Annotated in this window: 10 protein-coding genes; 5 read left to right on the top strand and 5 right to left on the bottom strand. The window is 67.8% G+C overall.

The genetic code is table 11. The features are described 5' to 3' along the window. Positions 1-11: 11 nt before the first annotated feature. On the bottom strand, positions 12-1,427 hold the full coding sequence (locus WC815_06860; GenBank protein MFA5908477.1) for a CUAEP/CCAEP-tail radical SAM protein: 1,416 nt from the start codon (positions 1,425-1,427) through the stop codon (positions 12-14). A 69-nt stretch (positions 1,428-1,496) separates the two neighbouring features. On the opposite strand from WC815_06860, the gene WC815_06855 reads away from it, so the two are divergent. Beyond that, a complete protein-coding gene (locus tag WC815_06855) occupies positions 1,497-3,017 on the top strand; it encodes an FMN-binding glutamate synthase family protein (GenBank protein ID MFA5908476.1) in 1,521 nt (506 codons plus the stop codon). A 36-nt stretch (positions 3,018-3,053) separates the two neighbouring features. On the opposite strand, the gene WC815_06850 is transcribed toward WC815_06855, so the two are convergent. Next, a complete protein-coding gene (locus WC815_06850; GenBank protein MFA5908475.1) occupies positions 3,054-4,550 on the bottom strand; it encodes a peptide MFS transporter in 1,497 nt (498 codons plus the stop codon). 44 nt (positions 4,551-4,594) lie between these two features. Here WC815_06850 and WC815_06845 point away from each other — a divergent pair, with 44 nt between their 5' ends. Next, a complete protein-coding gene (locus WC815_06845; GenBank protein ID MFA5908474.1) occupies positions 4,595-5,344 on the top strand; it encodes a DNA polymerase ligase N-terminal domain-containing protein in 750 nt (249 codons plus the stop codon). Here WC815_06845 and WC815_06840 read toward each other — a convergent pair. Genes WC815_06840 through WC815_06830 form a run of 3 tightly spaced genes read right to left on the bottom strand, consistent with a single transcriptional unit; the run spans position 5,341 to position 10,365 of the window. Next, the gene (locus WC815_06840) at positions 5,341-7,956 is read right to left on the bottom strand and encodes a protein kinase (GenBank protein MFA5908473.1); all 2,616 of its coding nucleotides are present in this window, start codon (positions 7,954-7,956) and stop codon (positions 5,341-5,343) included. The two genes, WC815_06845 and WC815_06840, sit on opposite strands and share 4 nt — an antisense overlap. Position 7,957: 1 nt before the next feature. Next, positions 7,958-9,403, bottom strand: coding sequence for an amidohydrolase (locus tag WC815_06835; GenBank protein ID MFA5908472.1), 1,446 nt, complete (start codon positions 9,401-9,403; stop codon positions 7,958-7,960). Next, complete coding sequence (locus tag WC815_06830) at positions 9,400-10,365, bottom strand: gluconeogenesis factor YvcK family protein (protein ID MFA5908471.1); 966 nt, start codon at positions 10,363-10,365, stop codon at positions 9,400-9,402. The genes WC815_06835 and WC815_06830 overlap by 4 nt, the downstream gene beginning before the upstream one ends. Before the next feature lie 40 nt (positions 10,366-10,405). Here WC815_06830 and WC815_06825 point away from each other — a divergent pair, with 40 nt between their 5' ends. From WC815_06825 to WC815_06815, 3 genes are all read left to right on the top strand, one after another. Beyond that, positions 10,406-11,104, top strand: coding sequence for a hypothetical protein (locus WC815_06825; protein MFA5908470.1), 699 nt, complete (start codon positions 10,406-10,408; stop codon positions 11,102-11,104). Beyond that, positions 11,101-11,931, top strand: a complete 831-nt coding sequence (locus WC815_06820; protein MFA5908469.1) for a TPM domain-containing protein — start codon at positions 11,101-11,103, stop codon at positions 11,929-11,931. The genes WC815_06825 and WC815_06820 overlap by 4 nt, the downstream gene beginning before the upstream one ends. 63 nt (positions 11,932-11,994) lie before the next feature. Then, positions 11,995-12,570 carry a LemA family protein gene (locus tag WC815_06815; GenBank protein ID MFA5908468.1) on the top strand — a complete coding sequence of 192 codons (576 nt, stop codon included), beginning with the start codon at positions 11,995-11,997 and terminating at the stop codon, positions 12,568-12,570. The last annotated feature ends 8 nt before the right edge of the window (positions 12,571-12,578 follow it).

The raw sequence follows: 12,578 nt of genomic DNA, 5'->3' as shown, positions 1-12,578 counted from the left end.
CTGGGTTCCGCTCAACAGTACCAGGGCTCGTTCATGTAGGGGATGTCGGTCCGCGGACGTGGCAGAGTGCTTGGGTGCTTCGGTGCCGGAATGCTCGGGTGCGCAGATGCCAGCAAGCGTCGAATCCGGTCCATGGTCTCATGACGCGGGCGGTTGGTTTGCACACCAATGAGGTTCATCACGCCGGCCTGCAGCGCGTCCACGCGCGGGTCGCGATGACGCCAGGGGAACGTCAGCGACGCCCGATCGAACGGTCCGATCAGTTCGCGCACATCCGGCAACTCGAGCAGCCGCGATTGCGCGGTGACCAGCAGCCGGATGCCCCACTGCACCGGCGCCACGTTGTGGACCAGATCCAGTTCTTCCACCTGGTCCAGCAGATCCACATAGCCGTCGATCGTGGTCCAGGGTGTGAACGCGACGAACGTCGGCACCAGGGTCAGCCCGGCATCGCGGCAGAGGGCCGCCGCCGCGATGAAGTCGGCCCGCGTGTGGCCCTTCTCGAGCTTCGCCAGCACCTCGTCGTCCACCGACTCGACGGCGCTGGTCACGAACAGGCATCCCGTGCGCGCCAGCAGCGGCAACAACTCGCGATGCTGCAGCAGGTGCTCCACCTTGATGATGGCGTCGTAGGTGAGCGAGGCAAACTCGGCGTGCAGCGCTTCGACCAGCTTGCGGGCATGGGCGGGCCCGTTGAAGAAGTCCGGATCACCGAAGGTGATGTGGGCCGCGCCCTGCGCCACCTGCGCCCGCACGTCGGCGAGCACGACGTCCACCGGGACGACGCGAAACTGGCCATCGTAGACAGGCACAATCGGACAATGCCGGCACCGGTGCTTGCAGCCGCGGGTCGCGTCGGTCGCGCCCACCACCTTGCGCGTGCCATCCGGCATCTGCAGGCTCGCGTAGCGATCCAATGCCGGCAGGCCGGACCGGTCGGGCTGGATGAACTGCAAACGTGCCAAGCGCCCGTCGCCGCGGCCAGAGGCCGCTACAGCGAGGTCTCGCCGAAGCTCGCCCTGGTGTTCTGTGCGAGCGAAGGCGGATGCCACAGTGCCGGGTGCGAGCGAGGCGATGGCGGCCGCCACCAGATCGCTTTCGCTCTCAGGACCGAGCACTATCGACACACCATGCTCGCGCAAGAGCGCTTGGTTCAGCGGAGCATAAAGGCCATACGCGGCGATCGTGAGCGCCGGATTCAGGGCGCGCAGTCGCGCGATGACCGGGATGGCCAGCCGCGTGGCCGTGTGCATGGGCAGGTAGAACGCGGCGAGGCCGGCGTCGGCGACCGCGTCGGCCGCGAGCTTGTCGCGCGACAGGTCCACGCACGTCACCTCGAACCCGGCCCGCCTCAACCACGCTGCCGGCGAGGCCAGGCCAAACGGCTGGTGGCCGAGGTCGTAGGTGGAGATCAACAGGACCGGCACGGCGCATCCATTGTCCTCCAGTTGCGAGCCGGACTGCCGATTCCAGGATAGGTAGCGAGAGCGAACAACATGGCCATCCTGGCGATTCTCCTGGCGATAGTCTGTGCCGTGGCGGTCTACGACCTCCTCCAGCGGCGGCACGCCATCCTGCGCAATTTTCCGATCGTCGGTCACTTCCGGTATCTGCTGGAATCGGTCGGCCCTGAGCTGCGACAGTACATCGTGACGAGCAACACCGAAGAGCGGCCCTTCAGTCGCGACCAGCGGCGCTGGGTATATGCGTCGTCCAAGCTTCAGAACAACTATTTCGGATTCGGGTCCGATCGCGACCAGGAGTCGTCGCCCAACTACCTGATCGTCAAGCACTGCGCGTTTCCACAACAATCGCCACATCCGGGTGACGCCGACTTCGACCCCGCCTACCGGATTCCGTCCGCGAAGGTCCTCGGCGGCTTTCGCGGGCGGCCCAAGGCCTTCCGGCCCGAGTCGGTCGTGAACGTCTCGGGAATGAGCTTCGGCGCCCTGAGCGGTGCGGCCGTGGAGGCGCTCAACCGGGGGGCACGACTCGCCGGCTGCCTGCAGAACACCGGCGAGGGCGGCGTCTCACCTCACCACCTGCATGGCGGCGACTTGATCTATCAGATTGGCACGGGCTACTTCGGCTGCCGCGATCTGGACGGCCGGTTCAGCTTGCCGCGGCTCAAGGACCTCGTCGCCGCCACGCCGCAGATTCGCGCCATCGAGATCAAGTTGAGCCAGGGTGCGAAGCCGGGGATCGGCGGTGTGCTGCCGAAATCAAAACTCACGGCCGACATCGCGCGCATTCGCGGCGTCGATCCCACGCGGGACTGCATCAGCCCGGCCGCCCACACCGCGTTTCGTGATGCCTCGTCCCTGCTCGACTTTGTCGAGCAGGTCGCCGGCGAGACGGGCCTGCCGGTCGGCATCAAGTCGGCGGTGGGCGACATCGAGTTCTGGCGGGACCTGGCGCGCCACATGTCGGGACATCGCGCGGTCGACTTCATCACGATCGATGGCGGCGAAGGCGGCACCGGCGCCGCTCCGCTCGTGTTTGCCGATCGCGTGGGGCTCCCGTTCAAGGTCGGCTTCAGCCGCGTGCAACACGTGTTTACGGAGCGAGGCCTCCACGACAACATCGTGTTCATCGGGTCTGGAAAACTGGGCTTCCCCGAAACGGCCCTCATGGCCTTCGCGCTCGGGTGCGACTTGATCAACGCCGGCCGTGAAGCGCTGCTGTCGATCGGCTGCATCCAGGCCTTGCGGTGCCACACCAATCACTGCCCGACGGGCGTGGCCACGCAGAACCCGTGGCTCAGCCGCGGCCTGGTCCCCGAACTGAAAGCGGTTCGCCTGGCCAACTACATGGTGTCGTTTCGCAAGGAACTGCTGGCCCTTAGTCATGCCTGCGGTGCGCGGCATCCCTCACACGTCACCGCGGACCAACTCGAAGTCATCGACGATCGCTTCGGCGGGCGTTCGGTGGCCGAACTGCTCGGCGGACGCGGGCGCGGCATCCCGGCCGAACACCGCCGGCTCTCGCCTTACGCCGACCAGCGCCGGGCGAGCTGACCCTGGCCGCGGGCCAGGGACTTGACCGGCCCGCCGCTACTGCCGCGCGGCCGGCGCGCCCATGAGCGGACGCAATGATGGGACCAGCGCCAGCAGCACCAGCCCCAAGACAATCGCGGACGCCGCGACGACGCCAAACAACGTGGGCAGCGCGAGCGACTCGTAGAGTCCGGAGACACGGCCGCCGATGAAGTTGCCGACCGAGGTGGCGAGGAACCACACGCCCATCATCAGGCCGGCAATGCGCGCCGGCGCCAGGGTGGTCATGGCGCTCAATCCCACCGGGCTCAGCACCAGTTCGCCGATCGTGTGCAGGAAATAGGTGGCGGTCAGCCACATCGGGCTGACCAGCGCGCCCTGCTCGGCCATGCGGGCAGGAATCACGAGGATCAGGAATCCGGCGCCGACGAAGATCAAGCCGAACGCAAACTTCGTCGGGCTGATGGGCTCCTTGCCGGTCGACGCCAGCTTGATCCACAGCCATGCCAGGACCGGCGCGAACGCGAAGATGAATAACGAGTTCATCGACTGGAACCAGCTGCTGGGGTACGCCATGCCGAACACTTCATTCCGCGTGCTGCGGTCGGCAAACAGGTTGAGGGTCGAACCGGCCTGTTCGAACACCGACCAGAACAGCGACGCCGCGAAGAACAGCACGGTGATCACGTAGAGGCGCTTCTTCTCTTCCGGCGTCCACCCGCCCGAGAACATCAACCAGCCGAAGAAGCCCACGACGACGAGCAACAGGAAGACACCGGCCGCATCGCTCACCTGCGTGGCCGACACGTTGACGAGGCCCGCGTAAACCGCCAGCACGATCAGTACGACGAACGCGGCGCTGCCGCCGACCCAGGTTTGCACCTGGCGCTTCCACTGCGCTGCGATGGCCGGGGTTGGCGCCGGCGCCGGCGCGATGCCGGCATCGCCGAGGTTCTTGCTGCCCATCACGTACTGGATCACGCCGATCAGCATGCCGAACCCGGCCGCGGCGAAGCCCAGGTGCCAGCTCACCTGCTGGCCGAGGTAGCCGCAAACCAGCGGCGCCAGGAACGCGCCGAGGTTGATCCCCATGTAGAAGATCGAGAATCCCGCGTCGCGGCGAATGTCGGCGGCGCCGTAGAGCTTGCCGACAATGACGCTGACGTTGCCCTTGAGCAGGCCCGTGCCAATCACGATCAGGAACAAGCCCAGGTAGAAGGTCGCCAGCGACGGCACCGCCATGCTGAAGTGCCCGGCGGCGATGATGATGCCGCCATACAGCACCGCGCGGCGGGGACCGATCAGCCGGTCCGCAATCCACCCGCCCGGCATCGTCGCCAGGTAGACCATCGACGTGTACAAGCCATAGATGGCACCGCCTTGCGCGGCGTCAAAGCCCAGACCGCCGGCCGTGAGTGGCGCGGTCATGTACAACAGCAGCAGCGCGCGCATGCCGTAGTAACTGAAGCGCTCCCACATCTCGGTGAAGAACAACGTCGAGAGCCCCCGGGGATGGCCGAAGAACGCGCGGTCGTGGGCGGTCGGTGTGCTCATGCGAAGCGTATTCTACCCTTCGGCCGTTGTATTCTGCGTAGCGAGTGGCCCTCGAGCATTACCGGAAGAAGCGGGATTTCACCAAGTCGCCGGAACCGGCCGGCGCGCCATCGCCGAAAAAGAAAAAGGCCGGCGCCCCGCTGTTCTTCTGCGTCCAGAAGCACCTCGCCTCTCACCTGCATTACGACCTGCGCCTGGAATGGAACGGCGTGCTGCTGTCATGGGCCGTGCCCAAAGGGCCGTCGATCGACTCGCGCGACAAGCGGCTGGCGATGCACGTGGAAGACCACCCGATCGAATACGGCACCTTCGAGGGCGTGATCCCCGAAGGCTATGGCGCCGGCATCGTCATGCTGTGGGACGTCGGCACCTGGGAACCGGAGGTGGACGTCGATGAAGCCTTCCGCAAGGGCGACCTGAAGTTTCGCCTGAACGGCTACAAGCTCAAGGGGTCGTGGGTGCTGGTCAAGACGCGCGGCTTCGGTGGCGCGCCGAACAGCTGGCTGCTGATCAAGCACAAGGACGAGTGGTCCGGTCCGATCGATATTGCCGAGTTCGCGCCGCTGAGCGTGAAGACTCCGCATGCGGACTTCGCGGAAATCCTGCAGGGCCGCACGCCGGACCTCTGGCTGAGCAACGCGCCGGCGAAGACCGGCGACACCGGTCAGATGTTCGCCAGGATTATCGAACGGGCCTTGACGATGAAGGCGCCGGCCAGGGCGCCAGGGGCCAAGGGCGCCACGGCGCCAAAGAAGAAGGCCGCCAAGGCCACCGCCAGGAAGCGACGCCGCTAACGCTTCGGCGCAAACTCCGCAAACCAGTTCTGCACCACGGTAATCCGCGGGCGGAGCTTGCCGCGGTCGACATCGCGCACCAGGAGGAACTGCCCGCCATCGGGCGACGGGGCATAGCCCTGCGACAAGTGACCGCGCGCCACCGATTCGGAAAACAGCGTGACCGGCTTGCCCGGCTGTCCTGACGGGTCGATGGTGACGGCCTGCAGATTCCCGGTGCCGTCGAGATAGAACAGCTCCCCGCCGCGCGGGTTCCAGCGCACTTCGGCGCCGGCGCCCGTCGACACCTGCCAGCGCCGCCGCGGCACCGGGTAGTCGGCAACATACACTTCCGGCTTGCCGGACTCGGCCGACGAATACGCGACAAAGTGTCCATCGGGAGACACGCGAGGGCCGAAGTCGAAGGCGGGCGTCTGCCGGATGAGCGTGGCCGGCGACGAGCCATCCGCCGGTGCGGTCCACAGATCGGTGCGCGTGTTGGGATCCAGGAGCAGATACGCCAGGTGCAATCCGTCCGGCGCGTAGTCCGGCTGGCTCGCGCCAGGAATGACCACCGCGGGTTCTCCGCCGCCGTCGGCGCTCACCACGCACACGCCGCCGTCGCGCCCCGTCGCGCCACAGCTATACGCAATCCGGCGGCCTTTCGGATCCCATGCCGGGTCGCCGCGCACGCCGGTGGAGGTCAACTGGGTCGCCGACCCGCGGCTCACATCCACCACGAACAAGTCGTCGCCGACGCCACTCGGGGCGACCATCACCACGCGGTCACCGGCCGGCGACAGCGCCGGATGGCGCATGCCCGCCCGCGGGTCGCCCACGTTCGACCGAATCTGCCCGGTGCGGTCCACGAAGCTCAATTGCACGCGGCCCCAGGTTTCGTCGGTCACGTAGACCAGGGTGCCATCGTCGGCGACGCTGGGCCGCAAGCCGCCGGCCGCCACCAGGAACGGCTCGCCGCGCTGCAGCAGCGTCCGCGGCTCCACCGGCACGCCCCACACGCCGGGGCTGTTGCCGACGCGCTGATACACCAGGTGCCCGTCGCTCGAGAACGCGGCATGCCGGATGACTTGCGCGACCGGCCCGAACAGGACCTCCCGGCTCGTCCCGTCCACACGATCGATCGAGAACTGGCTGTTCGTGTAGTGCGTGATGATCATCGGCCGGCCGCCGGCCATGGTGGCGTCGTGATAGTCACGCACGCCCGGCTCGATATCGATCACCATCGCTGGATCGCCGCCCTCGGCCGGCACCTTCCACATGCCGCCGTTGCCGGTCGTGTAATACAGCACGCCGTCGTCCGACCAGGCGATGCCGCCGGCTTCGGCAAACCCGCCCGGCACGGCGGCGACGCGAACCGCGGCGCCGCCGGAGATCGGCGACTTGCGCAGTTCCGCGCCGACGGCGTACGCCACCCACGAGCTGTCGGGCGACCAGCTCGGCGCCGCGGCCTTCTCGGTGCCGTCGAGGGCCCGCGATGCCAGCTCGCTCAGATCGCGCACCCACAGGCGGCCGGACGCGGGATAGACAATGCGGCGACCATCGGGCGAAATCACGACGCCGGCGCCCGGCCCCGACTCCGCCGTGAACGTACCGGGCTGGTCACCAAGTCCGTCCACCTGCACTTCGAACTTCCGCAGCGGCCCCGCCTCGCGGCCGCGCGCGAAGTAGAGCACCGTGCCGGCCAGGAGGAGGGCCGTCACGATCGGAATGGCGAAGAGCAGCGCCCGGCCCAGGTTCCGGCGCCGCGCCGTCGCCACGGCGCCGACAAACGCGCTGTTGGTGGCGCCGTAGTCGAAGCTCGCATCCCCCAGGTCGCGCAGGCGCTGCCGGATGTCGCGTTGCAGGCACCGCTCGAGCAGCGCACGCAACCCCGGCGGCGTGTCGGCCGGCAGCTTGCTCCAGTCTGGTGTGGAACTGAGGATGGCGACCACGGTGTCGGCGGGCGTGGGGCCGTAGAAGGCGCGCGTGCCGGTCAGCATCTCGTAGACCGTGCAGCCGAACGCCCAGATGTCGGTGCGGCGATCCATTTCCATCCCGCGGGCCTGCTCGGGACTCATGTACGGCGCCGTGCCCATGATCGATCCGGTGGTGGTCACCGACTGCAGGTTCTGCGTGCTCGGGTTGTCGTCCACGACGATGGCCTTGGCGAGGCCGAAGTCGAGGACCTTCACCGCGCCGTCCGGCCGGAGGTGGATGTTGGCGGGCTTGAGGTCGCGATGCACGATGCCGCGATCGTGCGCGGCGCACAGCGCCTCGGCCACCTGCTTCGCAATGCGGACCACTTCGGCCGGCGGGATGGCCCCTTCAAACAGCCGCACGGCCAGCGTCTGGCCCTCGATCAGCTCCATCACGATCGCGGGTGTGCCCTGCCAGTCTTCGATGCCGTGGATGGTGGCGATGGACGGATGGTTGAGCGAGGCCAGCAGCCGCGCTTCACGCTCGATGCGTGCGAGCAGGACCGGATCCTCCGAGACGCGGTGCGCCAGGATCTTGATCGCGACGTCGCGCCCGAGCCGCGTATCGTGCGCCCGATACACTTCGCCCATCCCGCCGATCCCCAGCAGGCCGACAATCTCGTAGGTCCCGATCCGCGTGCCGCGAGGAAGGGCCAAGCTACTTCCGATAGTCGAGCGCCGGCTTGCGGTCCGCCAGCCGGGTCGTGTACTTGAAGTTCGGACCGCGGCGCTTGTCGAACTCCTCGCGTGCCTTCACCAGATGCGCCGGATCGGAGAACAGGTCCATGGCCATCAGGCTCATCGACTTCGCCGCCACCATCATCCCCTTGACGCCAATCGACATGCCGCCGGCGGCGACCGCCTGCCAGCTGTGCGCGGGCGTGCCGGGGACCCACGTCGCCGCGGTCAGCTGCACGGTGGGCACGCGCCAGCTGACATCACCAAGGTCGGTGGAGGCGCTACCGATGCCCGCTTCCGGCGCGAACACCGAATTGGCACTGTCGATCGGCGGCAGCTCGCCGTCGAGGGTCTTGCGGATGCCTTCGGCAAACTGGCGTTCCACCGGCGTGTACTCGTAGCCGCCGACCTTGCGGAGGTTCTCCTGCATGAGACCGACGAGATAGCTGTTCGGCAGCACGTTCCACACCGCGCCGGTCAGCTCCAGTTCCATGGTGGTCCCCGTCCCCAGCGCGGCGCCGCGGGCGGCGTTGGTGATGCGTTCCCACAGGCCTTCGAGCACCCGCATGTCGTTGTGGCGGGCGTAGTAGTAGGACTCGGCGAAATCGGGCACCACGTTGGGCGCGCGGCCGCCGTTGGTGATAACGTAGTGGATGCGCGCGTCGGAGGGCACATGCTCGCGCATCAGGTTGACCATGGCGTTCATCGCCTCCACCGCGTCGAGGGCCGAACGCCCGCGATCGGGCGCGGTCGAGGCGTGCGCGGAGATGCCGCGGAACCGGAACTTGCCGGTGATGTTGGCCAGCGTGCTCGACGCGCTCGAGGCATTGCGATCGCCCGGATGCATCGTCACCACCGCGTCGACGTCGTCGAAGAGGCCGGCGCGGAGCATGTAGACCTTGCCGGCGCCGCCTTCCTCGGCCGGCGTGCCATAGAAGCGTAGGGTGCCCGAGCGCTTGTTGGCGCTCAGCCATTCCTTCACGGCAATCGCCGACGCGGTGGCGGCGGTGCCGAACAGGTGGTGGCCGCAGCCGTGGCCGGCACCGTCGGCGACCAGCGCATGGCGGTCAGCCTCGGCGGCCTGCGACAGGCCCGGCAGCGCGTCGAACTCGCCGATGATGCCAATGACCGGCTTGCCCGAGCCCCAGGTGGCGGTGAAGGCAGTGGGAATCTCGGCGACGCCGGCGTTCACCGTGAAGCCGGCGGCCTTCAACTGCTCCTGCAGGAGGACGCTGCTCCTGGTTTCCTGATAGCCCACTTCCGCGAACGACCAGATCTTGAGCGCGACGTCGCGATAGGCCGCGCCCTTCGCGTCGATCGAGGCGAGCACGGCGTTGGCGTCCATGGTCTGCGCCGGCGCGGCGGCCGCGGTCATGGCGATCAGGAGCGCCGCGACCATTCCGGTTTTCAACTGTGAATTCATCATGACAGCAGTCTCCGTGACAACACCGACCACACCGCGTACGACAGCCGCTGCCGATCGTGGCGCGCCATTTCCGATCGCCAGAAATCCCCGACCACCACTTCCGTGCCCGGCGGCGGCGCACCCACGGCGAGCGGATGCTTGTGCTCGGCCGCATAGCGGGCCAGGCCTTCGGCGGACGGCCGGCCGTCGTTGGCGATCACGACGTCCACGGGCCGGCCGATGGTGCGGCTGACCCACGACACGGCGTCGGCGGCCGTGAAGCCCTGCATCCCCTGCCCTTCGGTCAGCAGGTTGGTGACCACCACGATGGGGCCCTTGACGTCGGCGAGCGCGTCGGCGACGCCGTCAACCAGCAGCGTGGGCAGCAGGCTGGTAAAGAAGCTGCCGGGGCCAATCACCACCGCGTCGAACGTGCCGATGGCCGCCTTGACGCCGGGATGGATGCGCGCCGGCGGCTCGAGCCAGACGCGCGTCACGTGATGGCCGCGGGCGTGGCCGGCGTCCACTTCCACTTCCCCGCGCGTCACCTCGCCGTCGGCATACTCGGCGCACAGCGTGGCCTGTTCCACACTCACCGGCCAGACGAAGCCGCGGCAGCCGAGCAAGGCGCGCAAGCCGTCCACGGCCGCCAGGAAGTCGCCGCTGTAGCGCTCCATCATCGACAGCAGCAGGTTGCCGCCGGTGTGGCCGCCGAGCCGCGCGTGTTCGAGCGTCGGCAGGCGTGCCAGCAGCACGCGGCGCGCTTCGCCTTCGTTGCGCGACAGCGCGAGCGCGCACCGCAGCACGTCGCCGGGCGGCAACACGCCCAACTCGTCGCGCAGCTGGCCGGAGCTGCCTCCCGAGTCGAACATGGTGACCACGGCATTCAGGCGCAGCCAGGGATTGCGTTTGAGCCCGCCGAGCAGGCTCGGCAGGCCGGTGCCGCCGCCAAAACATCCCAGATTGATCTCGCGAAGGCGCATATTCGAACAGCTGACCCGGAAGAGTCGTATTCTACAAGAGATGGACAGTTCGCACGGCGGACCACTCGCCGCCACCCTTCACGATCTTCAACTCATCTTCGGCGACCGCCTGACGGCGTTTGTGGCCTACGGCCACCAGCCCGAGGGGCCGGCGCCGAGCGTGGCGCTCGTGCGCACGCTTACCGCCGACGACTTGACGGCCTGCGCGGCGCGCGCCGCCTCCTGGCACCGCGCCGGCAGCGCCACGCCGCTCCTGCTCACGAAAGATGAGTTCGCCGGCTCGCTCGACGCGTTTCCGATCGAGTACGGCGAAATCATCGAGACCCACCAGGCACTCTTCGGCGTCGATCCGTTTGCCGGGTTGTCGATTCGTCCCGACGACCTGAGGCGGGCGTGCGAGGTGCAGGTGAAGAGCCACCTGCTGCACCTCCGCGAGAACTTCGTCGAGTGCGGCGGACGGCCGTCGCGGGTGGCGTCACTCGTCACCGACGCGGCGCCGGCGTTTGCCGTGCTGCTCCGCCGCATCGCGCAACTCGACGGACACGCGGCGGCCAGCGCCGCCGATCTCGGCGCCTTCGCCGGACGGCGGCCCCAGCTCGATCCCCGCGTGGTCGGAGATGTGCTGGCGCTGGCGTCGGGGGCCTCCGCATCGGGTGTCGATCCGGCGCGGCTCTTCCCCGGCTATCTCGCCGCCGTGGAGCAACTGTCGCACTTCATCGACACCTGGAAGCTGTCGTGATCACGCTCGCCTCGAAGGGCTTGCCGCGCCGAAGCCCTGGGCGAAGGCGGGCGGCCTTCGGCCGCCTGTGTCTCGGCTTGTGCCTGTGCCTGAGCGCGAACGTGGCGCGCGCGCAAACCGCGCCGCCCGAGCTCACCGCGGCGGTCAACGATTTCGCCAACACGATCGACGCCGGCAGCGAGCGTGAGATCGAAGCGCTGATCCGGCAGCTGCAATCGGCCACCGGCGACGTGATGGTGGTGACGACCGTCAAGACCTATCAACCCTGGGCGGATCTCAAGACGTACGCCGTCGAGATGTTCGAGAACGGCGGCAAGGGCATTGGCACGAAGGGCAAAGACAACGGCGTGCTGATCGTGCTCGCCCTCGAGGATCGCCAGGTCTGGATCGAAACCGGCTACGGGCTCGAGGGCTTCATCACCGACGGGTTCGCCGGCGAAACCAGCCGCGGCATGGTGCCGTTCTTCCGCGAAGGCGACTACGGCCGGGGACTCCTGGCCGGCGCCCAGAGGGTCGCCCAACGGGTGGCCCAAGGCCGTAACGTCAACCTCGACATCGCGCCCATCGCGGCGCCGCAGGTGGAGCCGCGCGGCAGCCGCACCCGGTTTCCGATCGGATTGATCGTCATCCTGTTGATCATCTTCCTCAACATGATGAACGGCGGCGGCCGCGGACGGGGCCTCCGGCGCGGCAGCCACTGGATCAGCGGCGTGGGACCGTTCGGCGGCGGGTTCGGCGGCGGTGGCAGCTGGGGTGGATCAGGCGGGTTTGGCGGTGGATTCGGCGGCGGCCGCTCCGGCGGCGGCGGTGGTGGCGCCGGCTGGTAACTCGGTGACGATGTAGCCTCCGGCTTTAGCCGGAGCACAGTGGAATCTGATAGAAAGGTAGCTATGAAGAGTCTCAAGCGAATGCTCGTGGTTGTGGCCCTCGTGAGTGCGGCTGTCGCGACGTCGGGCTGTTCGTACAACAAGTTCGTCAGCCAGGAGGAGGCCATCAAGACGCAGTGGTCCCAGGTGGAAAACCAGCTCCAGCGGCGAAACGACCTCATTCCCAACCTGGTCGAGGCCACCAAGGGCTTTGCCCAGCAGGAACGGGACGTCTTCCAGTCGATCGCCGACTCGCGCGCGAAGCTGGCCGGCGCCACCACCCCCGAGGCGAAGATGGCGGCGGCCAACGAGCAGACCTCGGCCCTCGCCCGCCTGCTAGTGGTCGTGGAGAACTACCCCGTGCTCAAGTCCGACGCCACCTTTGCCCGGCTGATGGACGAGCTCGCCGGCACCGAAAACCGGATTGCCGTGGAGCGCATGCGTTACAACGAGACCATCCAGGCGTACAACACCGCCCGCCGGCAGTTCCCGGCCAACATCACGGCTGGCATTTTCGGGTTCAAGGGCGACTACAAGCTGTTCGAGGCCCCGGAATCGGCCAAAGTGGCGCCGAAAGTGGACTTTACGAAGAAACCGTAACCGGGTCG

Source organism: Vicinamibacterales bacterium (genome assembly GCA_041659285.1).
In the GTDB taxonomy this organism is placed as follows: Bacteria; Acidobacteriota; Vicinamibacteria; order Vicinamibacterales; family UBA2999; genus 12-FULL-67-14b.
Note: the sequence above shows the minus strand (reverse complement) of the source record. Positions and strands in the feature narration are given on the sequence as shown.

Coding starts and splice junctions, on each gene's coding strand:
- WC815_06825 (MFA5908470.1), top strand. CDS start 10,406: ATGGACAGTTCGCACGGCGGACCACTCGCCGCCACCCTTCACGATCTT.
- WC815_06850 (MFA5908475.1), bottom strand. CDS start 4,550: ATGAGCACACCGACCGCCCACGACCGCGCGTTCTTCGGCCATCCCCGG.
- WC815_06835 (MFA5908472.1), bottom strand. CDS start 9,403: ATGATGAATTCACAGTTGAAAACCGGAATGGTCGCGGCGCTCCTGATC.
- WC815_06830 (MFA5908471.1), bottom strand. CDS start 10,365: ATGCGCCTTCGCGAGATCAATCTGGGATGTTTTGGCGGCGGCACCGGC.
- WC815_06855 (MFA5908476.1), top strand. CDS start 1,497: ATGGCCATCCTGGCGATTCTCCTGGCGATAGTCTGTGCCGTGGCGGTC.
- WC815_06815 (MFA5908468.1), top strand. CDS start 11,995: ATGAAGAGTCTCAAGCGAATGCTCGTGGTTGTGGCCCTCGTGAGTGCG.